General features: G+C 70.3%; 21 protein-coding genes. 6 read left to right on the top strand and 15 right to left on the bottom strand.

Annotated features, from left to right (window positions below; translation table 11 throughout):
- Positions 1–950, bottom strand: a 950-nt coding sequence (locus tag GT042_RS32885) for an NYN domain-containing protein (RefSeq protein WP_161312342.1), incomplete at its 3' end; no start/stop codon positions are given.
- 233 nt (positions 951–1,183) lie between these two features.
- On the opposite strand from GT042_RS32885, the gene GT042_RS38450 reads away from it, so the two are divergent.
- A complete protein-coding gene (locus tag GT042_RS38450) occupies positions 1,184–1,354 on the top strand; it encodes a hypothetical protein (protein WP_202534401.1) in 171 nt (56 codons plus the stop codon).
- 82 nt (positions 1,355–1,436) lie between these two features.
- On the opposite strand, the gene dnaE is transcribed toward GT042_RS38450, so the two are convergent.
- The gene (gene dnaE / locus GT042_RS32880) at positions 1,437–4,976 is read right to left on the bottom strand and encodes a DNA polymerase III subunit alpha (RefSeq protein WP_161312341.1); all 3,540 of its coding nucleotides are present in this window, start codon (positions 4,974–4,976) and stop codon (positions 1,437–1,439) included.
- A gap of 203 nt (positions 4,977–5,179) precedes the next feature.
- On the opposite strand from dnaE, the gene GT042_RS32875 reads away from it, so the two are divergent.
- The 3 genes from GT042_RS32875 to GT042_RS32865 all read left to right on the top strand — a co-directional run bounded on the left by GT042_RS32875 (position 5,180) and on the right by GT042_RS32865 (position 8,238).
- Positions 5,180–6,520 carry a DUF2252 domain-containing protein gene (locus tag GT042_RS32875; protein ID WP_161312340.1) on the top strand — a complete coding sequence of 447 codons (1,341 nt, stop codon included), beginning with the start codon at positions 5,180–5,182 and terminating at the stop codon, positions 6,518–6,520.
- 123 nt (positions 6,521–6,643) lie between these two features.
- On the top strand, positions 6,644–7,330 hold the full coding sequence (locus GT042_RS32870; protein WP_161312339.1) for a hypothetical protein: 687 nt from the start codon (positions 6,644–6,646) through the stop codon (positions 7,328–7,330).
- 89 nt (positions 7,331–7,419) lie between these two features.
- Positions 7,420–8,238: a thioredoxin domain-containing protein gene (locus GT042_RS32865; protein WP_161312338.1), complete on the top strand. Its 819-nt coding sequence runs from the start codon at positions 7,420–7,422 to the stop codon at positions 8,236–8,238.
- A gap of 80 nt (positions 8,239–8,318) precedes the next feature.
- Here the strand turns inward: GT042_RS32865 and GT042_RS32860 are convergent, their stop codons facing one another.
- Entirely contained in the window at positions 8,319–8,888 is a 570-nt protein-coding gene (locus GT042_RS32860; RefSeq protein WP_202534399.1) for a dienelactone hydrolase family protein, read from the bottom strand.
- Positions 8,889–8,997: 109 nt separating this feature from the next.
- Here GT042_RS32860 and GT042_RS32855 point away from each other — a divergent pair, with 109 nt between their 5' ends.
- The gene (locus GT042_RS32855) at positions 8,998–10,050 is read left to right on the top strand and encodes a mechanosensitive ion channel domain-containing protein (RefSeq protein ID WP_161312337.1); all 1,053 of its coding nucleotides are present in this window, start codon (positions 8,998–9,000) and stop codon (positions 10,048–10,050) included.
- 111 nt (positions 10,051–10,161) lie between these two features.
- On the opposite strand, the gene GT042_RS32850 is transcribed toward GT042_RS32855, so the two are convergent.
- The 5 genes from GT042_RS32850 to GT042_RS32830 all read right to left on the bottom strand — a co-directional run bounded on the left by GT042_RS32850 (position 10,162) and on the right by GT042_RS32830 (position 14,815).
- Positions 10,162–11,748 (bottom strand): Na+/H+ antiporter, encoded by a 1,587-nt coding sequence (locus GT042_RS32850; protein WP_161312336.1) that lies wholly within the window; start codon positions 11,746–11,748, stop codon positions 10,162–10,164.
- A gap of 148 nt (positions 11,749–11,896) precedes the next feature.
- Positions 11,897–12,382, bottom strand: coding sequence for a GNAT family N-acetyltransferase (locus GT042_RS32845; RefSeq protein WP_161312335.1), 486 nt, complete (start codon positions 12,380–12,382; stop codon positions 11,897–11,899).
- Positions 12,379–13,320 carry an RluA family pseudouridine synthase gene (locus GT042_RS32840; RefSeq protein ID WP_161312334.1) on the bottom strand — a complete coding sequence of 314 codons (942 nt, stop codon included), beginning with the start codon at positions 13,318–13,320 and terminating at the stop codon, positions 12,379–12,381. Before GT042_RS32840 ends, GT042_RS32845 begins: the two co-directional genes overlap by 4 nt.
- Before the next feature lie 17 nt (positions 13,321–13,337).
- A complete protein-coding gene (lspA, locus tag GT042_RS32835; RefSeq protein WP_161312333.1) occupies positions 13,338–13,898 on the bottom strand; it encodes a signal peptidase II in 561 nt (186 codons plus the stop codon).
- Positions 13,899–13,957: 59 nt separating this feature from the next.
- Positions 13,958–14,815 (bottom strand): TraR/DksA C4-type zinc finger protein, encoded by an 858-nt coding sequence (locus GT042_RS32830; protein ID WP_161312332.1) that lies wholly within the window; start codon positions 14,813–14,815, stop codon positions 13,958–13,960.
- A gap of 670 nt (positions 14,816–15,485) precedes the next feature.
- Between GT042_RS32830 and ileS the strand changes: the two genes are divergently transcribed.
- Positions 15,486–18,641, top strand: a complete 3,156-nt coding sequence (ileS, locus tag GT042_RS32825; protein WP_161312331.1) for an isoleucine--tRNA ligase — start codon at positions 15,486–15,488, stop codon at positions 18,639–18,641.
- A 237-nt stretch (positions 18,642–18,878) separates the two neighbouring features.
- On the opposite strand, the gene GT042_RS32820 is transcribed toward ileS, so the two are convergent.
- The 7 genes from GT042_RS32820 to GT042_RS32790 all read right to left on the bottom strand — a co-directional run.
- The gene (locus GT042_RS32820; protein WP_161312330.1) at positions 18,879–20,153 is read right to left on the bottom strand and encodes a DivIVA domain-containing protein; all 1,275 of its coding nucleotides are present in this window, start codon (positions 20,151–20,153) and stop codon (positions 18,879–18,881) included.
- A 72-nt stretch (positions 20,154–20,225) separates the two neighbouring features.
- Positions 20,226–20,516 carry a YggT family protein gene (locus tag GT042_RS32815; RefSeq protein ID WP_161312329.1) on the bottom strand — a complete coding sequence of 97 codons (291 nt, stop codon included), beginning with the start codon at positions 20,514–20,516 and terminating at the stop codon, positions 20,226–20,228.
- Between the two features lie 89 nt (positions 20,517–20,605).
- A complete protein-coding gene (gene sepF, locus GT042_RS32810; protein WP_161312328.1) occupies positions 20,606–21,217 on the bottom strand; it encodes a cell division protein SepF in 612 nt (203 codons plus the stop codon).
- Between the two features lie 124 nt (positions 21,218–21,341).
- A complete protein-coding gene (locus GT042_RS32805; RefSeq protein WP_161312327.1) occupies positions 21,342–22,061 on the bottom strand; it encodes a YggS family pyridoxal phosphate-dependent enzyme in 720 nt (239 codons plus the stop codon).
- Positions 22,058–22,867, bottom strand: a complete 810-nt coding sequence (pgeF, locus tag GT042_RS32800; RefSeq protein ID WP_161312326.1) for a peptidoglycan editing factor PgeF — start codon at positions 22,865–22,867, stop codon at positions 22,058–22,060. Before pgeF ends, GT042_RS32805 begins: the two co-directional genes overlap by 4 nt.
- Positions 22,864–24,072 carry a cell division protein FtsZ gene (gene ftsZ / locus GT042_RS32795; protein WP_161312325.1) on the bottom strand — a complete coding sequence of 403 codons (1,209 nt, stop codon included), beginning with the start codon at positions 24,070–24,072 and terminating at the stop codon, positions 22,864–22,866. The genes pgeF and ftsZ overlap by 4 nt, the downstream gene beginning before the upstream one ends.
- A 276-nt stretch (positions 24,073–24,348) precedes the next feature.
- The coding region (locus GT042_RS32790; RefSeq protein WP_237531440.1) for an FtsQ-type POTRA domain-containing protein at positions 24,349–25,113 on the bottom strand (765 nt) is incomplete at its 5' end.

The raw sequence follows: 25,113 nt of genomic DNA, 5'->3' as shown, positions 1-25,113 counted from the left end.
GCCGCGGCCGCCGTGCCCGACGGCCCGGTCGGCTGCCCGGTCGGCTGCCCGGCCGACGTCCCGGCCGACGTCCCGACCGAGGGCCCCAGCGGAGCCCGCAGGCTCGCGAGGTCCTTGGGAGTCGGCACACCACGGCCCCCCTGCGCCGGAGGCGCGTCCGCGTCCGCATCCGCGCGCTCGTGCTCCGCCGGCCCCGAGCCGTTGCGCCCCTCCGTGGCCGGCGCCACGGCTCCGTCGGCCTTCCGGGCCGAGGCGGACGGAACGGAGGAGCCGGAGGAGCCGGAGGAGCCGGACCCGGTCGCCGACTCGGGCCCCGACTCCGGCAGCGGCGCCGACAGAATCGCCGCGATCTCCGGCCGAGGCACCGGCGGCGGCGGGCACACGGCCGCCGTCTCCTTGGCCCGTACGGAATGGGTGATCCACGCCCGGTCGAGCACGCGCCGCTCGTCCGCCTCGGCCACCAGGTCCTCGGACTGGTTGTAGTCGCCGTCCGCGGCCTGCACGGCCCACAGGTGCACCGCCACGCCGTGTTCCTTGGCGGACATCAGGCCGGGCAGCAGATCCCCGTCGCCGGTCACCAGGACCACGTCCGAGCAGGCGCGATTCCTGGCCAGCTCGGTCAGCTCCGCGTGCATCGCCGCGTCCACTCCCTTCTGCGCCCAGCGCCCGTCGCTGCGGGTCAGCGCGCCCAGGCGGACCGTGACGCGGGGCATGACCCGCAGCCGCCGGTGTTCGGGCTGGGGGACGCGGTCGGGGGCGCCGTCGAACCAGTAGATCCGGAGCAGGGGCTGTTCCGTATCGGCCTCGGCCCGCTCGCGCAGGCCCTGGATGAGCGCGGCGTGGTCGACGGTGATGCGGGAGCGCGCCGGTTCTCCGGCGAGGAGACTCGCGGCGGCGCCCAGCAAATATCCGGCGTCCACCAGGACGACGCAGCGATCCACGTGTTCCACCCCTCTTTCGGCAACCTCGGGATCGGGCGATCGGGAGTTACTGCGGGTTTCCTTCGAGTCTGCCCGACGGCAAGAGGCTTGACGTCCGGAACTCGATCATCGGCGTGGCGTATCCCACACCGGCCCCGTGACATGGGCTCACTACCCAGCGCAATGATCCAAAATGCGGCGTTTTGCGGCATATGTGAGTCTGAACGCGTCCCGGTCCCGGGACCGTCTCAGGAGGCACCTTCATGGCGAAGAACAAGAACCGTGACCGCAACAAGCAGCAGACCCCGCCGGCGGAGACGCGCGGCTCCGAGGAGTCCCGGTCGTCCGAGGACCGCTCGGACCAGGTGCAGTCCCGGATAACCCCGTCGGACATGCCGCACAAGGGCAAGCAGAAGCGCTTCGGCCACAACTGACGGCCGCGACGACGCCGCCCACGCGTGAGGGGCACGCCCGGTGGTCCGGGCGTGCCCCTCAGCCGTGTAAGTCAGTGGTACGTCAGCCCGCCAGGCACGCCGGGCCCAGCAGCACCTTCAGGTCGCCGAACAGCGCCGCGTCCGGCTGCACCCGGTGCCGGTCCAGCCGGAGCACCGTCGTCTTCCTGGCGCCCTGGAGCTTGATCCGCACCTCGGAGTTGCCCCGGTGGTGGCCGAGGATCTCGCCGAGCCTGCTGATCATCGGCGGGGTGACCTTCACCGTCGGGATCGTGATGACCACGGGCGCGTCCGTCCCGGCGGACGACACGTCGGGCACCTGGAGTTCCATGGCGACCAGCCGGGGGATGTCCTCGCGCTTGTCGAGGCGGCCCTTGACGAACACGACGGTGTCCTCCACGAGTTGGGTGGAGACCAGCTGGTAGGTCGCGGGGAAGAACATGCACTCGATGGATCCGGCGAGGTCCTCGACGGTGGCGATGGCCCAGGCGTTGCCCTGCTTGGTCATCTTGCGCTGGAGGCCGGAGATGATGCCGCCGATGGTGACGACCGCGCCGTCCGCGTGCTCACCGCCGGTGAGCTGGGAGATCGCCGCGTCGGACTTGTCCGACAGCACATGCTCCAGACCGAAGAGCGGGTGGTCGGAGACGTACAGGCCGAGCATCTCCCGCTCCTGCGCGAGGAGGTACGACTTGTCCCACTCGATGTCGGAGAACTCGACGTCGAGGCCGAAGCCGGGCTCGTCGTTCTGCTCCTCGCCCATCCCGCCGAAGAGGTCGAACTGCCCCTCGGCCTCCTTGCGCTTCACCGCGACCACGTTGTCGATCATCGGCTCGTGGTGGGCGACGAGCCCCTTGCGGGTGTGGCCCATCTCGTCGAAGGCGCCGGCCTTGATCAGCGACTCGACGGTCCGCTTGTTGCAGACGACCGCCTCGACCTTGTCCAGGAAGTCGGGGAAGGAGCTGTACTTCCCCTTGGCCTTGCGGCACCGGATGATCGAGTCGACGACGTTCTGCCCGACGTTCCTGATCGCGGTGAGGCCGAAGAGGATCACGTCGTCGCCCTGCGCGGCGAAGTTCGACTGGGACTCGTTGACGTTCGGCGGGAGCACCTTGATGCCCATGCGCCGGCACTCGTTGAGGTAGACGGCCGACTTGTCCTTGTCGTCCTTGACGGAGGTCAGCAGCGCCGCCATGTATTCGGCGGGGTGGTTCGCCTTGAGGTACGCGGTCCAGTAGGTGACCAGGCCGTACGCGGAGGAGTGGGCCTTGTTGAAGGCATATCCGGCGAACGGCACCAGGACGTCCCACAGGGCCTGGATCGCCTCGTCCGAGTAGCCGTTCTTCTTGGCGCCGGCCTGGAAGAGGACGAAGTTCTTCGCCAGCTCGTCGGCCTTCTTCTTGCCCATCACGCGGCGCAGGATGTCGGCCTCGCCCAGTGAGTACCCGGCGATGATCTGGGCGGCCTTCTGCACCTGCTCCTGGTACACGATCAGGCCGTGGGTGAGGCCGAGGATCTCCTTGAGGGGCTCCTCCAGCTCCGGGTGGATCGGGGTGATCTCCTGCTGGCCGTTCTTGCGCAGCGCGTAGTTCGTGTGCGAGTTCATGCCCATCGGGCCCGGCCGGTAGAGGGCCGAGACGGCGGAAATGTCCTCGAAGTTGTCGGGCTTCATCAGGCGCAGCAGGGAACGCATGGGCCCGCCGTCGAACTGGAAGACGCCGAGGGTGTCACCGCGGCAGAGCAGTTCGTACGTCGTCGGGTCGGTGAGCGGCAGCGCGAGCAGGTCGAGGTCGATGCCCTTGTTGACCTTCACCATCTTGACGGCGTCGTCCATGATCGTGAGGTTGCGCAGCCCCAGGAAGTCCATCTTGAGGAGGCCGAGCGACTCGCACTGGGGGTAGTCCCACTGCGTGATGGTCACCCCGTCGGTGTGCCGTACCCAGATCGGGGCGTGGTCGACGATCGGCTCGCTGGACATGATCACGCCGGCCGCGTGCACACCCATCTGCCGGACGAGGCCCTCCACACCCTTCGCGGTGTCAATGACCTTCTTCACGTCCGGTTCGTTCTCGTACATCGCCCGGATCTCGCCCGCCTCGCTGTAGCGCGGGTGCTTGGGGTCCGTGATGCCGTTGAGGTCGATGCCCTTGCCGAGGACGTCGGCGGGCATGGCCTTGGTGAGCCGGTCGCCCATCGCGTACGGGTAGCCGAGGACACGCGCGGAGTCCTTGATCGCGTTCTTGGCCTTGATCTTTCCGTACGTACCGATCATGGCGACCTTGTCGGCGCCGTACTTCTCCGTCACGTACCGGATGACCTCGCCGCGCCGACGCTCGTCGAAGTCGATGTCGACGTCGGGCATCGAGATGCGCTCGGGGTTGAGGAACCGCTCGAAGATCAGCCCGTGCTCGATCGGGTCGAGGTCGGTGATGCCCATCGCGTACGAGACGATCGAGCCGGCCGCCGAGCCGCGGCCCGGGCCCACCGCGATGCCGTTGTTCTTGGCCCACATGATGAAGTCGGCGACCACCAGGAAGTACCCGGGGAAGCCCATCTCGATGATGATCCCCATCTCGTACTCGACCTGCTTGAGCCGGTCCTCCGGGATGCCGCCCGGGTAGCGGCGGGCCATGCCGCGCATGGTCTCCTCGCGGAACCAGGTGACCTCGGTGAAGCCGTCGGGGATGTCGAACCGGGGCATCAGGTTCCGCTCCTGGAACATGCCGTCGGTGTCGATCTGCTGCGCCACCAGCAGGGTGTTGGCGCAGCCCTCCTGCCAGGCGTCGGAGGAGTCCACCGCGTACATCTCGTCCGTGGACTTGAGGTAGTAGCCGGTGCCGTCGAAGCGGAAGCGGTCCGGGTCGGACAGGTTCTTGCCGGTCTGGATGCAGAGCAGCGCGTCGTGCGCCGTGGCCTCGTTCGCGTACGTGTAGTGCGAGTCGTTGGTGACCAGCGGGGGGATGCCCAGCTTCTGGCCGATCTCCAGCAGGCCGTCCCTGACCCGGCGTTCGATCTCGATGCCGTGGTCCATCAGCTCCAGGAAGTACCGGTCCTTGCCGAAGATGTCCTGGTACTCGGAGGCCGCCTTGAGCGCGTCGTCGAACTGGCCGAGGCGCAGCCGGGTCTGGACCTCGCCGGACGGGCAGCCGGTGGAGGCGATCAGGCCCTCGGACCACTGGGCGATGGTCTCCTTGTCCATCCGCGGCCACTTCGTCAGCCAGCCCTCGGCGTACGCGTCGGAGGAGAGGCGGAAGAGGTTGTGCAGGCCCTTCGCGTTCGCCGCCCAGATCGTCTTGTGGGTGTAACCGCCGGAACCGGACACGTCGTCCCGCTTCTGGTGCGGCTGGCCCCACTGGATCTTCCGCTTGTTGCGCCGCGACTCGGGGGCGACGTACGCCTCGATCCCGATGATGGGGGTGACCCCGGCCTTCTTCGCCTGGTGGAAGAAGTCGTAGGCCCCGTGCAGGTTCCCATGGTCCGTCATGGCGATGTGGGACATGCCCATCTCACCGCAGGCCTTGAACATGTCCCCCAGCCGCGCGGCACCGTCCAGCAGTGAGTACTGGGTGTGGACATGCAGGTGCGTGAAAGGCGGCTTGGTCACGACGGGGGCCTCCGGCGAACGGCGATCGACAGGCTGCGGAACAGTCTGGGGGGACAGCGTGGAAGTCTACGACTCGGGACCGACAAACGAGGGCCGGACGGGCCCACCGGCGGGCACTCGCGAGTACCGTCGTGCGTTGCCACTTCTGACGGCGCCGAGGCGCCGTCGACACCCTTAGCCCTTGCACCAGGAGGCACCCCGCGATGTCGGTCCCGCGTCCCGCAGAAACAGCTGACGAGGAGCGCGGCGAGGAGATCCTCGCCGTGTTCGGCACCGCTTTCGGCCAGCTGCTGGCGGCCGACCCGGCCGCCTTCCAGGTGAAGTTCCGGAAGATGGCGGCGTCCGCGTTCGCGTTCTACCGGGGCACCGCGGCCCTCTTCTACCACGACCTGGAGCAGCAGCGGGCGGGCAGCAGGGCGAGCGGCCCGTTCCTGGACGAGCGGACCGGCCGGGTGTGGATCCACGGCGATCTGCACGCGGAGAACTTCGGCACGTACATGGACGCCAACGGCCGGCTGATCTTCAACGTCAACGACTTCGACGAGGCGTACATCGGCCCCTTCACCTGGGACCTCAAGCGCTTCGCCGCCTCCCTCGCGCTGATCGGGTACACGAAGGCGCTGAGTGACGAGCAGATCACGGAGCTGGTGGAGATCTACGCGGGCGCGTACCGCGAGCGGATCCACGCGCTGGCGACGGGCGCCAAGAACGACGAGGTGCCGCCCTTCACGCTGGACACCGCCGAGGGGCCGCTGCTCGGGGCGCTGCGGGCGGCCCGTTCGCTGACCCGGTTCGCGCTGCTCGACTCGATGACGGAGATCCGGGAGTACGAGCGGCGCTTCGCGTCCGGCGGCGGCGCGGTCGAGCTGGACGCGGCGACGCGCTACAAGATCCTCGCGGCCTTCGACGGCTATCTGGAGACCCTCCCGGAGTCCAGCCTGACCCGCCCGGACTCGTACCGCGTGAAGGACGTCGTGGGGCGGCGCGGGATCGGCATCGGGTCGGCCGGGCTGCCCTCGTACAACATCCTGCTGGAGGGCAACAGCGACGCCCTGGAGAACGACGTCGTGATCTACATGAAGCAGGCGCAGGTCCCGGCGGTGTCCCGGCACATCACGGACGCGGCCGTCCGGGAGTACTTCCAGCACGAGGGCCACCGCACGGTGATCTCGCAGCGGGCGCTCCAGGCGCACGCCGACCCGTGGCTGGGCTGGACGGAGCTGGACGGGGCGGGCCAGCTGGTCGCGGAGATCTCGCCGTACGCGGTGGACCTGGACTGGTCGGACCTGGACGACCCGGAGGAGATCGCGGCGGTCGTCGCGGACCTCGGCAGGGCCACGGCGACGATGCACGCGGCGGCGGACGACGAGAGCGGCCACTCGCTGGTGCCGTTCTCCACCGAGCGGGCCATCGACGCGGCGATCGCGGGCGACGAGGACGGCTTCGCGGCGCTGCTGGTGGACTTCGCGCACACGTACGGGGCGCGGGCGCGGGCGGACCACCAGATCTTCGTGGACCTGTTCCGCAACGGTCGGCTGGCGTAGGGCCCACCCCCCTGGGACACCTCCGGGCGGGCCTCTCGGGCCCGCCCGGGGCCGTCCGGCGACCGGTGGCCCCGCCAGGCCTTTAAGGGGTGTTTACCGGCGGGCATGGCACACTCGGCGACAATGGACATTTCCGGGACGCAGCTCCGAGCGCTGCGGGCAGCACTGTTCACGGCACTCGTCGTGACGCTGTCCGTGGGCTCCCACGTGCTGCTCTCCCGGGTCCCCGTGCCCCTGCCCGTCGTGGCCGGCCTCAGCGCCGTGGTGTTCCTCCTGGCGTACGCGACAGCCGGCCGCGAGCGCGGCTTCTGGCCGATCGCGGCGCTGCTCGTCCCCCTGGAGCTGGCGGCGGACACCGTCTTCACCAGCGGCCAGCAGGTCTGTTACGGCCCGGCCGGCGGCCCCGTCGCGGGGTCGCTGCGCTCGGTCGGCCTCGACGTGCTGTGCGGCGGCGGCCTCGGGAACCCGCTCCCCGGAGTGGTCTCCCCCGAGCGCGGCGCCGCCGCGCTGCTGAACTCCCCCGACCCGGCCCTGCCCTGGCTGCTGCTCGCCGTGCACGTCTCGATCGGGCTGCTCGCCACGGTCTGGCTGCGGCACGGCGAGGCCGCGCTGGCCGGTCTGGTACGGACCGCCGCCACCTCCGCGTTCCGGCCGCTGCTCGTCGCCTTCTCCTCCGTCGCGGGGACCGTGCGCCGGGCCGTACGGCGCGGGGCGCGCCCCACGGGCCGCCCGCGCCTGTCCCGTACGCATCTGCTCGTGCATTCCGTAGGACGGCGGGGACCGCCGCTTCCCGCGCTCAGCGCCGCCTGAGCCGACCCGGCCCCTCCCCACCCCGTCCGTACCCCCACCAGCGCCAGCCCTCAGCGGCGTGGGCGCGTCCTCACACGGAGTCATCGATCATGAGTACACGCAACAACCAGGCCAACAAGGCGGCGGCCCGCGAACGACTGCGCCAGGAGCGCGAGCGCCAGGCGAAGAAGGACCGCTTCCGCCGCCAGGGGATCGTCGCCGGTTCCGCCGTCGTCCTCCTCGCGATAGCCGGCGGCGTCGGGTACGCCGTCGTCCAGGGCAACAAGCCCTCCCACTGGGAGGCCGCGAAGAACGAGACGACCGTCACCGCCCCGAAGAACACCACGGGCACGAACGGCACGACCGTCGTCATCGGCAAGGCGTCCGCCCCGAAGACCCTCGAAGTGTTCGAGGACTCCCGCTGCCCGATCTGCGCCCAGTTCGAGCAGACGGTCGGCACGACGGTCCAGAACGACATCGACGCGGGCAAGTTCAAGATCCAGTACGTCGGCGCGACGTTCATCGACAACTCCGACAACGGCACGGGCTCGAAGAACGCCCTGTCCGCGCTGGGCGCCGCGCTCAACGTGAGCCCCGACGCGTTCCTCCAGTACAAGACCGCGCTCTACTCCACGCAGTTCCACCCGGAGGAGAGCAACGACAAGTTCGCCAAGGACAGCTACCTCCTCCAGGTCGCCGACTCGGTGAGCGCCCTCAAGAACAACGCGGCCTTCCAGAAGGACGTCAAGCAGGGCACGTTCGACGCCTGGGCGATGAAGATGTCCGCCACGTTCGACAAGAGCGGCGTGCAGGGCACCCCGACCTTCAAGATGGACGGCAAGACGCTCACGGCGGACGACGGCAGCCAGAACCCGCCCATGACGGTGGCGCAGTTCAACACGGCGATCGACAAGGCGCTCAAGGCCTGAGCCGACGGGCAGGACCGGGTGGGGCGGGGAGCGATTTCCCCGCCCCACACCCGTCCCCGCGCGAGCGCCGCGGACACGCCCTAGAGCGAGTCGATGAAACCGAGCGCCGTCCGCCAGGTCCGCTCCGCCGCGGCCTCGTCGTAGTCCGGCAGTTCAGGGTCGGTGTAGAGGTGCCCCGCGCCCTGGTACGGGTAGATCTCGACGTCCGCGCCGATCTGCCGCATCCGCAGATACCAGCTGTTCAGCCAGTCGTGCGACTCGAACGGGTCGGGGTCCGCGACATGCAGCTGTACGGGCAGCTCGTCCACGGCCGCGTTCTCCGCGATGTCGGACGTGCCGTGCAACAGCAGCAGCCCCCGCGCCTTCTCGTCCCCCAGCGCCAGGGTCTGCGCGATCGAGCCGCCGAGCGAGAACCCGGCGTACAGCAGACCGCGCTCCGAGTACGGCGCGGCGGCCAGGATCGCCCGCCGCAGCAGCTCCTCCTTGCCGATCTTGTCCTTCAGCGCGACGCCCTCTTCCACCGTCGCGGCGGTTTGTCCCTCGAAGAGGTCGGGCACGCGCACGTAATGCCCGGCCGCGCGCAGCCGGTCCGCACCCGCGTGCACGGCCGGGCGCAGGCCGTACATCGAGTGGAAAAGCATGATGTCCATCCCGACATCCTGCCAGCCCGCCCGGAACGCCTGAGACGCCCGGCGGACCTGGACAGGAACGGAGACCGGACAGGAACGGCCGGGGAGCCGGACGAGTCGAGAGGGAGACATGGAGAACGTACTGCGACCGGTGATCGTGGTCGGTGGCTCGATCACGCTGACCCTGCTGCTCGGCTGGGCGGTCGACGTCCTGCTGCGCCGGGCGGACGAGCGCCACCACGAGACGCCCCTGTGGGGGCTGCTGCGCCGCTGCCGGCTCCCCCTCCAGGTGGTCCTGCTGGCCGCGATCCTGCGCGCCACGTTCCGGGAGACCCGGTGGCCGTCCGTCGACAGCCACCAGGACCGGATCGGGCAGACGCTGACGCTGGTGATCATCGGCGCCGGGGCCTGGCTGGTGATCCGGGCGGTGTCCGTCGCGGTCCAGTCGGCGTACGCGCGCTACGCCACGGTGACCCGGGACCCGGCACGGGTGCGCCGGGTCCGTACGCAGGTCACGCTGATCATGCGGATCGTGACCGCCGTGGTCATCGTGGTGGCGGTGGCGGCGATCCTGCTGACCTTCCCCGGCCTGCGCACGATCGGTACGTCGATGCTGGCCTCGGCGGGCATCATCGGCATCGTCGCCGGGGTCGCCGCCCAGTCGACGCTCGGCAACCTCTTCGCGGGCTTCCAGATCGCGTTCGGCGACATGGTGCGCATCGGGGACACCGTGGTGGTCGACGGCGAGTGGGGCGTGGTGGAGGAGGTCACGCTGACCTTCCTGGCGGTACGGACCTGGGACGAGCGGCGCATCACCATGCCGGTGTCGTACTTCACCAGCCGCCCCTTCGAGAACTGGTCGCGCGGCGGGGTCCAGATGACCGGCACGGTCTTCTTCCAGCTAGACCACACGGCGCCGGTGGACCTGATGCGCGAGAAGCTGCACGACATCCTGCTGGAGTGCCCGTCGTGGGACGGCCGGGACTGGAGCCTGGCCGTCACGGACACCACCCCGAGCACGATGGAGGTACGGGCGGTGGTCACCGCGAAGGACGCGGACGACATCTGGACCACCCGCTGCGCGGTGCGGGAACAACTCCTGGCCTGGCTGGCGGCCGAACACCCCCAGGCCCTCCCGAGGATCACGATGTCCCCGGCCAAATCAAGCCGGTCCGGCGCCTGACACCTCACCACCGAGCCGAGCCAAATCAAGCCCGTCCGGCGATTGAGGACGCACTACGGCCGCAGGCCGTGCACCCGGGGCGGCCGTGCACCCGGGCCCCCCGCGGCAGCGCTACCGCATGCTGTGCACATCCAGGTGCCGCAACACCCGGTCCACCAGCTCCGGATCCGCCCCCGGCTCACTCCGCGCCGCCAGGATCTCGTGCCGCGCCGCCGACATCATCTCGCGCTGGATCCGCTGCACGGTCTTGATCCGGTCCACCCGCCGCCGGAACCCCTCGCGCCGCTCGTCGTCCACGATGTCCGGGCTGATCCGCACCCCCAGGTCGAACGCCGCCCGCAGCAGCCGCTCGCTCAGCTCCTCCGGCAGGTCCTCGACGCTCTCGATCTCCCGGAGCCGGTGCCGCGCGGCCTTCGCCGCGCGCCCCGCGAGGATGTTCAGCAGCTCACGCTCGGCGTCCGTGTCCGCCCGCACCCCGAGGCGCCGTACCAGCCACGGCAGGGTCAGTCCCTGGAAGACCAGGGTGGTCATGATGACCGCGAACGCGATGAAGATGATCTCGTCACGGCCCGGGAACGGCTCCCCGCTGTCGGTCTTGAGCGGGATCGCCAGCGCCAGCGCGACCGACGCCACCCCGCGCATCCCCGCCCACCACATGACCACGGTCTCGCGCCAGCTGACCGGGATCTCCTCGTCGTAGTCGCGGAGCTTGTGAAGGCGCTTCGCCAGCCAGGTCGCCGGCATCAGGTAGAGCAGCCGGACCCCGACGACCACCCCGACCACGGCGGCGCTCCAGCCCAGCAGGGCGCCACCCCGGCCGTCGCCGGTGCCGAAGGCCTGGTGGAGTTCCAGCCCGATCAGGCCGAAGGCGATGCCGGTCACCAGCGTGTCGACGATCTGCCAGAAGGCGTTCCCCGCCAGCCGCCCCATGACGTCGTCGGCGTCCGCGGAGTGCTCGGCCAGGTAGAGGGCGACGGTGAGGACGGCGAGGACGCCCGAGCCGTGCAGTTCCTCCGCGAGGACGTACGTGGCGAACGGCACCAGGAGCGTCAGCCCGATCTGGAGGGTCGCGTCGTCGAGCAGGGACATGAGCTTGTTGGTGACCCAGCCGAGCGCGAGTCCCATCGCGACGGCCACCACCGCGGACAGCGCGAACTGCCCCACGGCCACCGGCCAGGAGAACGTGCCGCTGACGGCCGCCGAGATCGCCACGTGGTAGAGGACGATCGCCGTGACGTCGTTGAACAGGCCCTCCCCCTCCAGGATCGACACCAGCCGCCGGGGCAGTCCGAGGGAGCCCGCGACGGCCGTCGCGGCCACCGGGTCGGGCGGGGCGACGAGCGCGCCGAGCACGAGCGCGGCGGCGATCGGCAGCCCGGGGACGACGGCGTTGGCCACCGCGGCGACCGCGGCCGTCGTCACGAACACCAGCGCGACGGCGAGCAGGAAGATGGGCCGTTTGTTGGCCGTGAACTGCCGCCAGGACGTGCGCTGGACGGCGGCGTAGAGGATCGGGGGCAGCAGCAGCGGAAGGATGAGGTCCGGGGAGACGTCCACGTTCGGCACGAACGGCAGCAGGGCCAGGACGATCCCGATGATCGTCATCAGCACCGGCGACGGCAGCCCGAGCCGCTCCCCCAGCGGTACGGTGACCACCGCCCCCAGCAGGAGCACGAGCAGCAGGGCCAGCTGGTCCACGGTTTGCGCCCTCCGGCGGCTCGGCAGCCCGGTCAGGCTGGATCAGGCGGCCAAGCCTGCCACGATCCCCTCGGGATTCCGGCGAGCCCGGCCTGGCCGGGGCCTGTCCGCCGGACAGGCCCCACAGGACCGGCCGGGCCCGCCCGCGTTACAGCGCGCGCCGCATCGAGCGGTGCGGGATGCCCGCGTCCAGGAACTCCGGTCCGTACGCCTCGTACCCCAAGCGTTCGTAAAAACCCAGCGCGTGGGTCTGCGCGTGCAGATCCACCGCGGTGAGGCCGCGCTCGCGCGCCGCGTCCTCGATGGCACGGACCAGGGCCGCGCCCAGTCCCCGGCCGCGTGCGTCCCGGTTCACGGCCAGGCGGCCCAGGGCGCCGACGCTCGGGTCCCCGCCGGTCCTGTCCGCCGCGGCGGGGCCGTACAGGAGCCGTCCGGTGCCCAGCGGGAGGCCGTCGTCCCTGACGGCCAGCACCTGGATCGCGTCGTCGTCCCTGCCGTCGTACTCGAGGTCCTCGGGTACGCCCTGCTCGACGACGAAGACCTCCTTGCGGACCGCGAAACACGCCTCCCGGTCTTCAGGCCCCGTGGCCTCCCGTACGACATGTCCCAGCAGGTCGCCGTCGATCGTGGTCATACGTTGCTCTCCGCCCTCACCTGGTCCAGCGCGCCCTGGAGATCGGCGGGGTACGTGCTCGCGTACTCCACCCACCGGCCGTCCGACGGGTGCTCGAAGCCGAGGCGCACCGCGTGCAGCCACTGCCGGGTGAGCCCCAGCCGCTTGGCCAGCGTGGGGTCCGCGCCGTACGTGAGGTCGCCGACGCACGGGTGGCGGTGGGCGGCCATGTGCACCCGGATCTGGTGGGTGCGGCCCGTCTCCAGCTTGATGTCCAGCAGCGACGCCGACCGGAACGCCTCGATCAGGTCGTAGTGCGTGACGGACGGCTTGCCCTCGGCGGTGACCGCGAACCTGTAGTCGTGGTTCGGGTGCCGGCCGATCGGGGCGTCGATCGTCCCGCTCATCGGGTCGGGGTGGCCCTGCACCAGCGCGTGGTAGCGCTTGTCGACGACGCGCTCCTTGAACTGCGCCTTGAGCAGCGTGTACGCGCGCTCCGACTTGGCGACGACCATCAGCCCGGAGGTGCCGACGTCCAGCCGGTGGACGACTCCCTGGCGCTCGGCCGCGCCCGAGGTGGAGATGCGGTAGCCGGCCGCGGCGAGACCGCCGATGACGGTGGTGCCGGTCCAGCCGGGGCTGGGGTGGGCGGCCACGCCCACGGGCTTGACGATCACCACGATGTCGTCGTCGTCGTGGATGATCTCCATGCCCTCGACTGCCTCGGCGACGACACGTATGGGCTGGGCGGGCTCGGGGAGCTCCACCTCCAGCCAGGCACCGCCGCTGACCCGGTCGGACTTCCCCACCGCGGCGCCGTCGACCTGGACCTTCCCGGAGGCGGCCAGCTCGGCCGCCTTCGTACGGGAGAACCCGAACATACGGGCGAGGGCGGCGTCGACACGCTCGCCCTCCAGGCCATCGGGCACGGGAAGCGTTCTGATCTCGGGAAGACTCACCCGTCGAGTATGCCTTGTCAGTCCTTGTGGACCGTGCCGTCGGGGTCCAGGCCCCGGAAGGACAGCAGCACGATCAGGACGCCGCCGCAGACGATCGCGGAGTCGGCGAGGTTGAAGACCGCGAAGTGCGCCGGGGCGATGAAGTCGACCACGGCGCCCTGGAAGGGGCTCGGGGAGCGGAAGATCCGGTCGGTGAGGTTGCCGAGCGCGCCACCGAGCAGCAGCCCCAGGGCGATCGCCCAGGGCAGGCTGTAGAGCTTGCGGGCCAGCCGGGCGATGACCACGATCACGGTCGCCGCGATCACCGTGAAGATCACCGTGAAGGCCTCACCCATGCCGAACGCGGCGCCCGGGTTCCGTACCGCCTCGAACCGCAGCAGATCGCCGATGACGTCGATCGGCTCGTGGTGCTCCAGCCTGGCCACCACGAGCATCTTGCTGCCGAGGTCGAGCAGGTACGCCACGACGGCCACGGTGAAGAGGGCGGCGATCCTGCGCCGCCCCTTCGGCCGCTCGGCGGGAGCCGCGGCCTCGTCGTCCACATCCGGCGTACCGATGACGCGCTCCGCCTCTGCCACGTGAGTCCCTCAACCTAGATGTCTTATAGAGGACGAGGGTACGACACACGCGTACGAGTTCAGCCTCGACGTTCCTGCTTCTGCTTGTCCTCCACGCACAGGGTGGCCCGCGGAAACGCCTGCATCCTGGCCTTGCCGATGGGCTTGCCGCAGACCTCGCAGAGCCCGTACGTGCCCGCGTCGAGGCGCAGGAGCGCCCGCTCGGTCTGTTCCAGCATCTCGCGCGCGTTGGCCGCCAGGGACATCTCGTGCTCGCGGGTGATGTTCTTCGTACCGGTGTCGGCGTCGTCGTCACCGGCGCCCGCCCCGGAGTCCCGCATGAGGCCGACGAGCGACGCCTCGGACGAGGCGAGCTCGGCCTGGAGCCGGGTGACCTCGCTCTCCATCAGCGCGCGGGCCTCCGCGACCTCCTCCGGGGTCCAGGGGTCCTCGCCGGGCCGTACCGCCAGCTCGCCCGGGGGTGCGGCCGTGGCGGCGGCCGGTGCCGTGACCGGGGCCTTGCCCGCGGCCGGTGTCCTGTCCCCCGTGGTCTTCTTCGCTGCCACCGTCTTGGCTCCCGTCTGTTCCGCGGCCTCGGCCGCCCCCTCGGCCGCGGACGCGGCCTGTTCTGACGCCCTGCCGGCCGCCCTGGCGGGCGCCGCCTTTCCGGCCGCCGCTTTCCCGGCCGCCGACTTCCTGCCCGCCGACTTCTCGGCCGCCGACTTCTTCGTCACCGGCTTCTTCGTCACCGGCTTCTTCGCCGCCGGCTTCCTGGTCCGGGCCTTCTTCGCGGACTCCTGGGGCGGTGCGCCCCCGGCCGGTGTGTCCTCGGTCGGTGCCCGGTCGGCCGCCGCGGTGTTCACCGTGGTCCCGGCGGCCTTCTTCGCCGCGGCCTTCGGCGCGGTCGTCTTCTTCGCGGCGCTCTTCTTCGCCACCATGGCCGCGGCCCCTTCACACTTGGTGATCTTGCTCGCGAATCGTGCTGGGACGATAAATCGACCCCAGCCGGGCGGCAACGGGGCACGCCGCCGCTCGCGTCCCGTCCGGCGACGGGACCCGGCCCCTCCTGTGCCGCGACAACAGGAGCCTCCCACCGTTGTGCCCACCTCGCCGCCCGGTAATCCGCCACGCGAGCGCCTCCGGAGCCCGGATGCGCCCGTTCGCCCGTTCGAGCCGTACGTTCGGCCGTACGGCTCCCCGGGACGCGGCGGCGACCCCGGCGGCGGCCGGGGCGACAACCGCGGCGACAACCTACGCCGCCGCCTGCCGGAGCGGCGTAAAACCCGTCGGCCGGGCCCCGCCCCGCCCCGTACACTGGACGGAGCGAGAGGCGTGGATGGGGACGAGTACCCCCGTGAGCGGCCATGAGCGACCCGGGGACGGTGAGAGCCCGGGGGCGAGCGCGGGGCGAAGCATCACCCCGGAGCCGCCGGAAGAAAGTCCGGGGACGTACCACCAGGTAGGTCCCGGGCGAGTAGACCCGGCAGCGCGACCCCAATGAGGGGGCCACGGGCGGCACGCCCGGGGCCAAGGAGGGTGGTACCGCGGGAGCGCAGCTCTCGTCCCTCCGACGGAGACGACGCAGTTCCGCCGGAGGAAGACCACCAGATGACATCGACGCCCGCGACCCCCCGGTACCGCCAGGTGCCCGCCCAGGTCGACCTGCCCGCGCTGGAGCACGCCGTGCTCGACTTCTGGCGCGACGGCAAGATCTTCGACAAGACCCTCGCCCACTCCGAGGGCCGCCCCGAGTGGGTCTTCTACGAGGGCCCGCCCACCGCCAACGGCATGCCGGGCGCCCACCACATCGAGGCCCGCGTCTTCAAGGACGTCTTCCCGCGCTTCCGTACGATGCGCGGCTACCACGTCGTCCGCAAGGCCGGCTGGGACTGCCACGGACTGCCGGTCGAGCTGGCCGTCGAGAAGGAGCTGGGCTTCACCGGCAAGAAGGACATCGAGGCGTACGGCATCGCCGAGTTCAACGCCAAGTGCCGGGAGTCCGTGACCCGCCACACCGACGCCTTCACCGAGCTGACGACCCGCATGGGCTACTGGGTCGACCTCGACGACGCGTACCGGACGATGGACCCGCAGTACGTCGACTCGGTGTGGTGGTCCCTGAAGGAGATCTTCGACAAGGGCCTGCTGGTCCAGGACCACCGGGTGGCCCCCTGGTGCCCCCGCGACGAGACGGGCCTGTCCGACCACGAGCTGGCGCAGGGCTACGAGACGATCATCGACCCCTCGGTCTTCGTCCGCTTCCCCCTGACCTCCGGCCCGCTCGCGGGCGAGGCGGCGCTGCTGGTCTGGACGACCACTCCGTGGACGCTGGTGTCGAACACCGCCGTCGCCGCCCACCCCGACGTGCGGTACGTGGTCGCGACGGACGGCCGGGAGAAGCTGGTCGTCGCCGAACCGCTGCTCGCGAAGGCGCTCGGCGAGGGCTGGGACGTGACCGGTGAGTCCTTCACCGGCCGCGAGATGGAGTACTGGACGTACGACCGGCCGTTCCGGCTGATCGACTTCCCCGAGGGCACGACGGCCCACTACGTGGTCAACGCGGAGTACGTCACCACGGAGGACGGCACCGGCCTGGTCCACCAGTCCCCCGCCTTCGGCGAGGAGGACCTCAAGGTCTGCCGCGCGTACGGCCTGCCGGTCGTCAACCCGGTCCGCCCGAACGGCACCTTCGAGGAGAGCGTCCCGCTGGTCGGCGGCGTCTTCTTCAAGAAGGCGGACGAAGCGCTGACGGAGGACCTGCGCGAGCGCGGGGTCCTGTTCCGCCATGTGCCGTACGAGCACAGCTATCCGCACTGCTGGCGCTGCCACACCGCGCTCCTCTACTACGCGCAGCCCTCGTGGTACATCCGTACGACGGCGGTCAAGGACCGGCTGCTGGAGGAGAACGAGAAGACCAACTGGTTCCCGGACTCGGTCAAGCACGGCCGGTACGGCGACTGGCTGGACAACAACGTGGACTGGGCGCTGTCCCGCAACCGCTACTGGGGCACCCCGCTGCCGATCTGGCGCTGCGAGGACAACCACCTCACCTGCGTGGGCTCCCGCGCCGAGCTGACCGAACTGACCGGCACCGACCAGTCCGGCCTCGACCCGCACCGCCCGTACATCGACGAGGTGACCTTCGCCTGCCCCGACTGCGGGCAGACGTCGACGCGCGTGCCCGAGGTCATCGACGCCTGGTACGACTCCGGTTCGATGCCGTTCGCGCAGTGGGGCTACCCGTACCAGAACAAGGATCTCTTCGAGAAGCGCTACCCGGCGCAGTTCATCTCCGAGGCGATCGACCAGACCCGCGGCTGGTTCTACACGCTGATGGCCGTCGGCACGCTCGTCTTCGACAAGTCGAGTTACGAGAACGTGGTCTGCCTCGGGCACATCCTCGCCGAGGACGGCAGGAAGATGTCCAAGCACCTGGGCAACATCCTCCAGCCGATCCCGCTGATGGACCAGCACGGCGCCGACGCGGTGCGGTGGTTCATGGCGGCCGGCGGCTCCCCGTGGGCGGCGCGCCGGGTCGGCAACGGCACGATCCAGGAGGTCGTCCGCAAGACCCTTCTCACCTACTGGAACACGGTCGCCTTCCAGGCCCTGTACGCGCGGACGTCGAACTGGGCGCCGAGCGCGGCCGACCCGGCCCCGGCCGACCGCCCGCTGCTGGACCGCTGGCTGCTCAGCGAGTTGCACGCGCTGGTCGACCAGGCGACGGAAGCGATGGAGGCGTACGACACCCAGCGCACCGGCAAGCTGCTGTCGGCCTTCGTCGACGATCTCTCCAACTGGTACGTACGGCGCTCCCGCCGCCGCTTCTGGCAGGGCGACAAGGCGGCGCTGCGCACGCTGCACGAGGTGGTCGAGACGGTCACCCGCCTGATGGCCCCGCTGACCCCGTTCATCACCGAGCGGGTCTGGCAGGACATGATCGTGCCGGTCACGCCGGACGCGCCGGAGTCGGTGCACCTGGCGGAGTGGCCGGCGGCGGACCTGGCGGCGATCGACCCCACCCTCTCCCAGCAGATGCTGCTGGTACGGCGCCTGGTGGAGCTGGGCAGGGCGACGCGGGCGGAGTCGGGCGTCAAGACCCGCCAGCCCCTGTCGCGCGCCCTGATCGCGGCGACGGGCTTCGAGGCGCTGTCGGACGAACTGCGCGCGCAGATCACGGAGGAGCTGAACGTCTCATCCCTCGCGACGCTCGCCGAGGTCGGCGGCTCGCTGGTCGACACGACGGCGAAGGCGAACTTCCGCGCGCTGGGCAAGCGTTTCGGCAAGGGCGTCCAGGCGGTCGCGAAGGCGGTCGCCGAGGCGGACGCGGCGGCGCTGTCCGCGGCGCTGCGCGAGGGCACGGCGTCGGTCACGGTGGACGGCGAGACGATCACACTCGCCCCCGACGAGGTGATCATCACAGAAACCCCCCGGGAGGGCTGGTCGGTGGCCTCCGACTCGGGCGCGACGGTCGCGCTGGACCTGGAGATCACCCCCGAACTGCGGCTGGCGGGCCTGGCCCGCGACGCGATCCGGCTGATCCAGGAGGCCCGCAAGAACAGCGGCCTGGACGTGGCGGACCGCATCGCGCTGCGCTGGCGCACGACGGACGAGGCGGTCCGTACGGCCCTGACGGACCACGCGACCCTGATCGCGGACGAGGTCCTGTCGACGGACTACGCGGAGGGCGACCCGGACGACACGTACGGCACCCCGTTCACGGACGAGGGCCTGTCCCTGACGTTCCACCTGCGCAAGGCGTAACCCGGTTGTCCTCAATCGCCGGACGGGCTGAAAATCAAGCCCGTCCGGCGATTGAGGACACAGGGGGTCTGGGGGCTCGCCCCCAGTTTCGGGAAGGGGCGGGTAGGGGACAAGCCCCGCGCAGCGGCACCACCGCACCGCACACGAACAGGGCCGGGCCCGGGGTGAAAACCCCGGGCCCGGCCCTGTTGAGCGTCAGCCTGCCGACGGCCACGCGCTACGCACCGCGTAGCCCCGTCAGTTGTCGTCCTCGTCGATCAGAAAGCCCCGCATGGGCGACGGCGCCTGCTGCATCGGCTGCGGCGCCTGCGGCCGCACCGGCGCCATAGGCTGCGTCATCGCGGGCGACATCTGCTGCTGCCCGCCGTACGACGGACCCGCGGCCGGACCGCCGTGGCCCATCGAACCGCCCATGGACCCGTTGCCCATGGAGCCGTTGCCCATCGACCCGTTGCCCATGGAGTGCCCCATCGCACCCGCGCCGGCCGGAGCCATCGAGGGCGACGGCGGCAGCGAGGGCGCCGAAGGCGTACGCGGCGGTGCGAGCGAGTCGTCCGCCTGGGTCTCCAGCTGGCGCAGCTGGCTCTCCAGGTAGGACTTCAACCGCGTGCGGTACTCCCGCTCGAAGCCCCTGAGGTCCTCGACCTTGCGCTCCAGCGTGGCGCGCGCGGACTCCAGGGAGCCCATCGCCACGCGGTGCTTCTCCTGGGCGTCCCGCTCCAGCGCGTCCGCCTTGGCACGGGCGTCCCGCTCCAGACCCTCGGCGCGGCTGCGCGCCTCACCGACGATCTTGTTGGCCTCGGAACGCGCCTCGGCGATCGCCTGGTCGGCGGTCTGCTGCGCCAGCGAGAGCACCCGGGCCGCGCTGTCGCCGCCGGGACCCTGACCGAGCTGTCCCTGCTGCGGGTGGCCGCCCATGGGACCGCCCATCGGTCCGCCCATGGGGCCGCCCTGCATCTGGCCCTGCATGGGTCCGCCCTGCATCTGACCCTGCATCGGGCCACCCTGCATCTGGCCCTGCATGGGACCGCCCTGCATCGGGCCGCCCTGCATCTGGCCCTGCATGGGGCCCTGCATCTGGCCCATGGGGCCGCCCTGCATGGGACCGGGGCCGTGCTGGCCCTGCTGGGGGCCGTGACCCTGGGGACCACCGTGGCCGGGGTGCGCGCTCGGACCCGCGGGCAGCTGCGGAGCACCACCGGGCAGCTGGGGCGGGCCCATCTGCGGGGGCTGCTGCTGCTGCGGCGGTCCGGATATGGCGGCGGGCACCGGGGCGCCGGGCCGATCCTGCTGTTCGGGAGGCTTGCGCATCCCTTGCTGTTGCTGGTTCTGCGCGGCGGCCCGCGTGGCGGCGGCCAGCTTGGCGCGCAGGTCCTCGTTCTCACGAAGGAGGCGCGTCAGTTCCGCCTCGACCTCGTCGAGAAAGGCATCGACCTCGTCCTCGTCATAGCCTTCTCGGAGGCGGACGGTCGTGAACTGCTTGTTCCGCACGTCCTCGGGGGTCAACGGCATCTCTTCTTCACCTCTACGTAGTCGTCGGCAGTCGGCAAGACCGTATCGTTCACATTCCCCTCACCAGGTCGTTCACGTCGCGAGACCGCTCACGACCGTGATGAGGATGTACACGATGATCATCAGAACGAAGAAGGACAGGTCGAGTGCCACGCCCCCGAGACGCAGCGGCGGAATGAACCGCCGCAGAAGCTTGAGCGGTGGATCGGTGACAGTGTAGGTGGCCTCCAGGACGACCACCATCGCCTTGCCGGGTTGCCACGAGCGGGCGAACTGGAAGACGTAGTCCATGACCAGCCGGAAAATAAGCACGACGAGGAAACACACCAGAACGATGTAGATCACCTCTAGTGCGACGCCCATCCCGTGCTTCCCTCTCCCCTGGTCCCCGGTCCGGCCTTGCGACCGGATCGTTCCCGCCCTGCGACCGGGTCGTTCCCGGTGCCGTGTTCTCAGCTCTGGTTGAAGAATCCGCCCTCTGCGATGCGGGCCTTGTCCTCCGCCGTGACATCGACGTTAGCAGGAGACAGCAGGAACACCTTCTGCGTCACCCGTTCAATGCTGCCATGGAGACCGAAGACAAGACCCGCGGCAAAGTCGACAAGTCGCTTCGCGTCCGTGTCGTCCATCTCCGTGAGATTCATGATCACGGGCGTGCCCTCACGGAAGTGTTCCCCGATGGTACGGGCCTCGTTGTAGGTCCTCGGGTGCAGCGTGGTGATGCGGTAGGGCTCCCGCTCGGACACGACCTTGGGCATGATCACCGGTGCGTTCTTCTCCAGGCTCGGACGTTCAGGTGTGATGGATGCCACGGGGGCGATTCGCGCCGGACGTCCGTTTTCTACCGCTAGGGGCACCGGCTCCCGCTCGCGCTGCGCGGGTGGTTGGACCATCCGCACCGGTTCTTCCCGCTCCTGCTGGTGCACGGGCTGGTGGCGCCGGTGCTCCCGCTCGGGCTCCGGCTCGGGTTCGAAATCGTCGTCGGGGTCAAAGCCCCGGCCGTCGTACCCATCGTCCTCCACGAGGCCGAGGTAGACCGCCATCTTGCGCATCGCGCCGGCCATGCTCTGAGTCCTCCGCTCTGTGGTGGATCGGCCTCGTCACCAAGTGCCCGCGATCCACTCGGTCCACCCGTCAATCGGCGGGAATGACCATATTTTCTGCTGTGGTCCGACTTGCTTCGCGACGTTACCCGAGCCGAGGTCGGTCTCCGAGCACCGCCGTACCGACGCGTACATGTGTCGCTCCGGCCATGACGGCTGCTTCGAGGTCCGCACTCATCCCTGCTGACACCATGTTCGCAGCCGGATGGTCCGCGCGCAGGCGGGATGAGAATTCCAGCAGCCGCTCGAACGCCGCCTGTTGCCGCCCCGCGTACGGTCCGGCCAGCGGCGCCACGGTCATCAGACCGCCGAGCCGCAGACCCGGCGCACCGGCCAGCGCGGTGGCCAACTCCTCGATCCCGTCGGGCGCCGTACCCCCTCTCGCCCCGCGCTCGCCCGAACCGGCGTCGAGCGCGACCTGGATGAGACAGACCAGTTCACGCTCCGCCCGGACCGCCGCGGCGGAGAGGGCGGAAACGAGCTTCACCCGGTCGACAGACTGCACGACATCGGCGTAACCCGCCACGGAACGAACCTTGTTCGTCTGCAACTGGCCGACGAAGTGCCACGTCAACGACAAATCCTGACAGGCGGCGGCCTTGGGCCCGGCGTCCTGGTCGCGGTTCTCGGCGACCTCCCGCACCCCCAGCTCGTGGAGGATCCGGACGTCGCTCGCGGGGTAGGTCTTGGTGACCACTATCAGGGTCACCTCCTCCCGCGCGCGCCCGGCGGCGGCGCAGGCCCCGGCGATCCGGTCCTCCACCTTCGCGAGACGGTCCGCGAGTTCGGTCCTGCGGTCCGTCATGCCGTACCGCCCGGACCGTCGGCGCCGTCCAGCCAGACATAGCCGGCGAGCCGGCCCGTCGTCCGGTCGCGGCGGTACGAGAAGTGGTCGCCCGACTCGCGTGTGCAGAAGTCCGACCGCCCCCGGTCCTGGATCCCGAGCGCGGCGAGCTGCGCGTGCACCCCCGCGACGACGTCGACGGCCGGGGTGCCCCAGCTGGTCTCGGCCCAGGACTCCGGTACGACCGCGGCGACATCGTCGCGCAGCGCCGCCGGGACCTCGTAGCAGCGTCCGCAGACGGCCGGTCCGGTACGGGCGGTGATCCGGGACGGTTCGGCGCCGAGCGCGACCATGGCCTCGACGGCGGCAGGCACGACCCCGGCGACGAGCCCGGGGCGTCCGGCGTGGGCGGCGGACGCGATCCCGGCGACCGGGTCGGCCAGCAGCACCGGCACGCAGTCCGCGGTGAGTACGGCGAGGGCGAGTCCGCCGCGCGCGGTGACCAGCGCGTCGACGGGCGGAATCCCGGAAGGGGCGGAAGGAGCCGCGGGGGCGGCAGGGCTCACGGGAGCCGCCGCGTCCGCCGCGTGCCAGGGGCCGTCCACGACCGCCACTTCGCGGCCGTGCACCTGGTTCATCCAGACCACCTGCCCCGGATCGAGTCCCAGGGACTTCGCGGCGAGCTCGCGGTTGGTCCGTACGGCGGCCGGGTCGTCGCCGACCGCGCCGCCCAGATTGAGCTGTTCGTACGGAACGGCGCTCACCCCGCCCCACCTGTCGGTGAAGGCGAAGTGCGCGCCGCTCTCGGTGTCCTGCCGCTCTATCACTTCAAGAAGTCCGGAACATCCAGCTCTTCGACCTGGGTGTCCTGGTACGGACGGGCCGGCGGGACGTGCGGCGAGCTGATCGGCGGGAGCGGCTTCTCGTTGAGCGCCTGCGCCGGTTCCGGCTTGGCCGGGCTGTCGTCGCGGGGCGGGACCGTACCGAGTCCACCGGTGGACCTGCCGCTGTCTGCGGACCTCGGCGGGGCCTGCGGCTCCTCGCGCTTGCCGGCGCCGAGCACGGTCTCGCGGCGCGTCGGCGGCTGTCCGCCGTCGAAGCCCGCCGCGATCACGGTGACCCGCACCTCGTCGCCCAGGGCGTCGTCGATGACGGCGCCGAAGATGATGTTGGCCTCGGGGTGGGCGGCCTCGCTCACGAGCTGCGCGGCCTCGTTGATCTCGAAGAGACCGAGGTCGGAGCCGCCGGAGATGGAGAGCAAAACACCGCGGGCGCCGTCGATGGACGCTTCGAGCAGGGGCGAGGAGATCGCCATCTCGGCGGCGGCCACCGCGCGGTCGTCGCCGCGGGCCGAGCCGATGCCCATGAGCGCCGATCCGGCCTCGGACATCACGGACTTGACGTCCGCGAAGTCGAGGTTGATCAGACCCGGTGTGGTGATCAGATCGGTGATGCCCTGGACACCCGAGAGCAGCACCTGGTCGGCCGACTTGAAGGCGTCCAGCACGCTGACCTGACGGTCCGAGATGGACAGCAGCCGGTCGTTGGGGATGACGATGAGGGTGTCGACCTCTTCGCGGAGTTCGGCGATGCCGTCCTCCGCCTGATTCGCGCGACGGCGGCCCTCGAAGGTGAACGGGCGGGTGACCACACCGATCGTGAGGGCGCCCAGCGAACGCGCGATGGCGGCGACCACGGGCGCGCCACCGGTGCCGGTGCCGCCTCCCTCGCCTGCGGTGACGAAGACCATGTCGGCCCCCTTGAGGACCTCCTCGATCTCCTCACGGTGGTCCTCTGCCGCCTTGCGACCGACCGCCGGATTGGCTCCGGCGCCGAGGCCCCGGGTGAGTTCGCGGCCGACGTCGAGCTTGACGTCGGCGTCGCTCATCAACAGGGCTTGCGCGTCAGTGTTGATCGCGATGAACTCGACGCCCTTGAGACCGACCTCGATCATTCGGTTGATGGCATTGACACCACCGCCGCCGACACCGATGACCTTGATGACTGCGAGGTAGTTCTGCGGTGCTGCCACGTCGAAGGCCTCTCGCCTCGAGTTACGTGTCGTCGCTTCGCTGAAGTCGCGCTGCGAGACTGATGCCGATGGGACGGTCCGGAACGCCGACCCAAACCCTGACGTCGAAAGTTCAGGGTTACCTGTGTGTCCGCTTCTAGGACTCTTCCGAACAGGACACTAAGTCGACAAGTGGCGCACGTTCAACGAACACGCCGAACCTCCCGTTTTTCTTTTCACCCTATGTGATCACCCATAGCGCTGACCAACCAGGGTGCTGGCCAGCACATATGAGCGTCAACTCCGTGACGAGGCGGGCGCGGTGGGCGCGCTGACGTCGAAGTGACCCGCCCCAGGGGCTGCTTTCATGAGCGCGGTGAGCGCACGCGCCTTGGCCGTGCCGTCCTCGCCGCTTCCCCACATCACCGTACGTCCGCCGGTCAACTCCAGCGAGATCGAGTCGTACGAACGCACCCGGACCGCCCTGGTGTCCGCAGCCACTTTCCCGGGGAGTTCGCTCCTCACGCGTACGGCTTCGCGGGTCAGCCGGTCCGCCGGGAAGCGCCGCTGTCCCGCTGACTGTTTCCCCGTCAATTCCAGGAGCGGTACGCCCTTCGGGGCCCGGTCGACGGTGGCGAAACGTGTACCACCGGCGTCCACTTCGGTGAACTTTCCGCCCTTTTCGATCAGCAGGACCGGCTGTCTTTCGGTCACTTTCAGACCGATTCCGTGCGGCCACGACCGGGTCACGTCGACCGTCCCGATCCGCGGCAGCCTCCGCCGGAGCCGCTCCTCGATCGCGCCGGTGTCCACGGAGACCAGCGGCGACCCGATCGGTACGGCGGCGGCCTCCTCCACTCGCGCGACGGTGAGCACGTCCGTGCCGGACGTGCTCACCCGCTCGACCCGCAGCCAGTGCGAGCCGTACAGCACCCAGATCCCGGCGGCGGCCAGGACGGTCCCGGCGGCCAGTGCGATCAGCACGTACCGGCCGGGGAGCCGGAAGCGGCGGCCGGGCGGGGAGCCGCCCGGTCCGGAGCGGCCGGACTCCGCCTGCGCTCG

Origin of the sequence: Streptomyces sp. SID3212, from assembly GCF_009865405.1 — a bacterium.
Taxonomy (GTDB): domain Bacteria; phylum Actinomycetota; class Actinomycetes; order Streptomycetales; family Streptomycetaceae; genus Streptomyces.
The sequence above is the reverse complement of the archived record's forward strand: the minus strand, read 5'-3'. Positions and strand labels throughout refer to the sequence as shown.

Excerpts from the sequence above, each read along its gene's own strand:
- GT042_RS32815 (WP_161312329.1), bottom strand. The coding sequence starts at position 20,516 with ATGGGCGTCGCACTAGAGGTGATCTACATCGTTCTGGTGTGTTTCCTC.
- GT042_RS32865 (WP_161312338.1), top strand. The coding sequence starts at position 7,420 with ATGAGTACACGCAACAACCAGGCCAACAAGGCGGCGGCCCGCGAACGA.
- GT042_RS32855 (WP_161312337.1), top strand. The coding sequence starts at position 8,998 with ATGGAGAACGTACTGCGACCGGTGATCGTGGTCGGTGGCTCGATCACG.
- GT042_RS32860 (WP_202534399.1), bottom strand. The coding sequence starts at position 8,888 with ATGGACATCATGCTTTTCCACTCGATGTACGGCCTGCGCCCGGCCGTG.
- ileS (WP_161312331.1), top strand. The coding sequence starts at position 15,486 with ATGACATCGACGCCCGCGACCCCCCGGTACCGCCAGGTGCCCGCCCAG.
- GT042_RS32830 (WP_161312332.1), bottom strand. The coding sequence starts at position 14,815 with ATGGTGGCGAAGAAGAGCGCCGCGAAGAAGACGACCGCGCCGAAGGCC.
- GT042_RS32870 (WP_161312339.1), top strand. The coding sequence starts at position 6,644 with ATGGACATTTCCGGGACGCAGCTCCGAGCGCTGCGGGCAGCACTGTTC.
- GT042_RS32805 (WP_161312327.1), bottom strand. The coding sequence starts at position 22,061 with ATGACGGACCGCAGGACCGAACTCGCGGACCGTCTCGCGAAGGTGGAG.
- GT042_RS32875 (WP_161312340.1), top strand. The coding sequence starts at position 5,180 with ATGTCGGTCCCGCGTCCCGCAGAAACAGCTGACGAGGAGCGCGGCGAG.
- GT042_RS38450 (WP_202534401.1), top strand. The coding sequence starts at position 1,184 with ATGGCGAAGAACAAGAACCGTGACCGCAACAAGCAGCAGACCCCGCCG.
- sepF (WP_161312328.1), bottom strand. The coding sequence starts at position 21,217 with ATGGCCGGCGCGATGCGCAAGATGGCGGTCTACCTCGGCCTCGTGGAG.
- GT042_RS32845 (WP_161312335.1), bottom strand. The coding sequence starts at position 12,382 with ATGACCACGATCGACGGCGACCTGCTGGGACATGTCGTACGGGAGGCC.
- GT042_RS32820 (WP_161312330.1), bottom strand. The coding sequence starts at position 20,153 with ATGCCGTTGACCCCCGAGGACGTGCGGAACAAGCAGTTCACGACCGTC.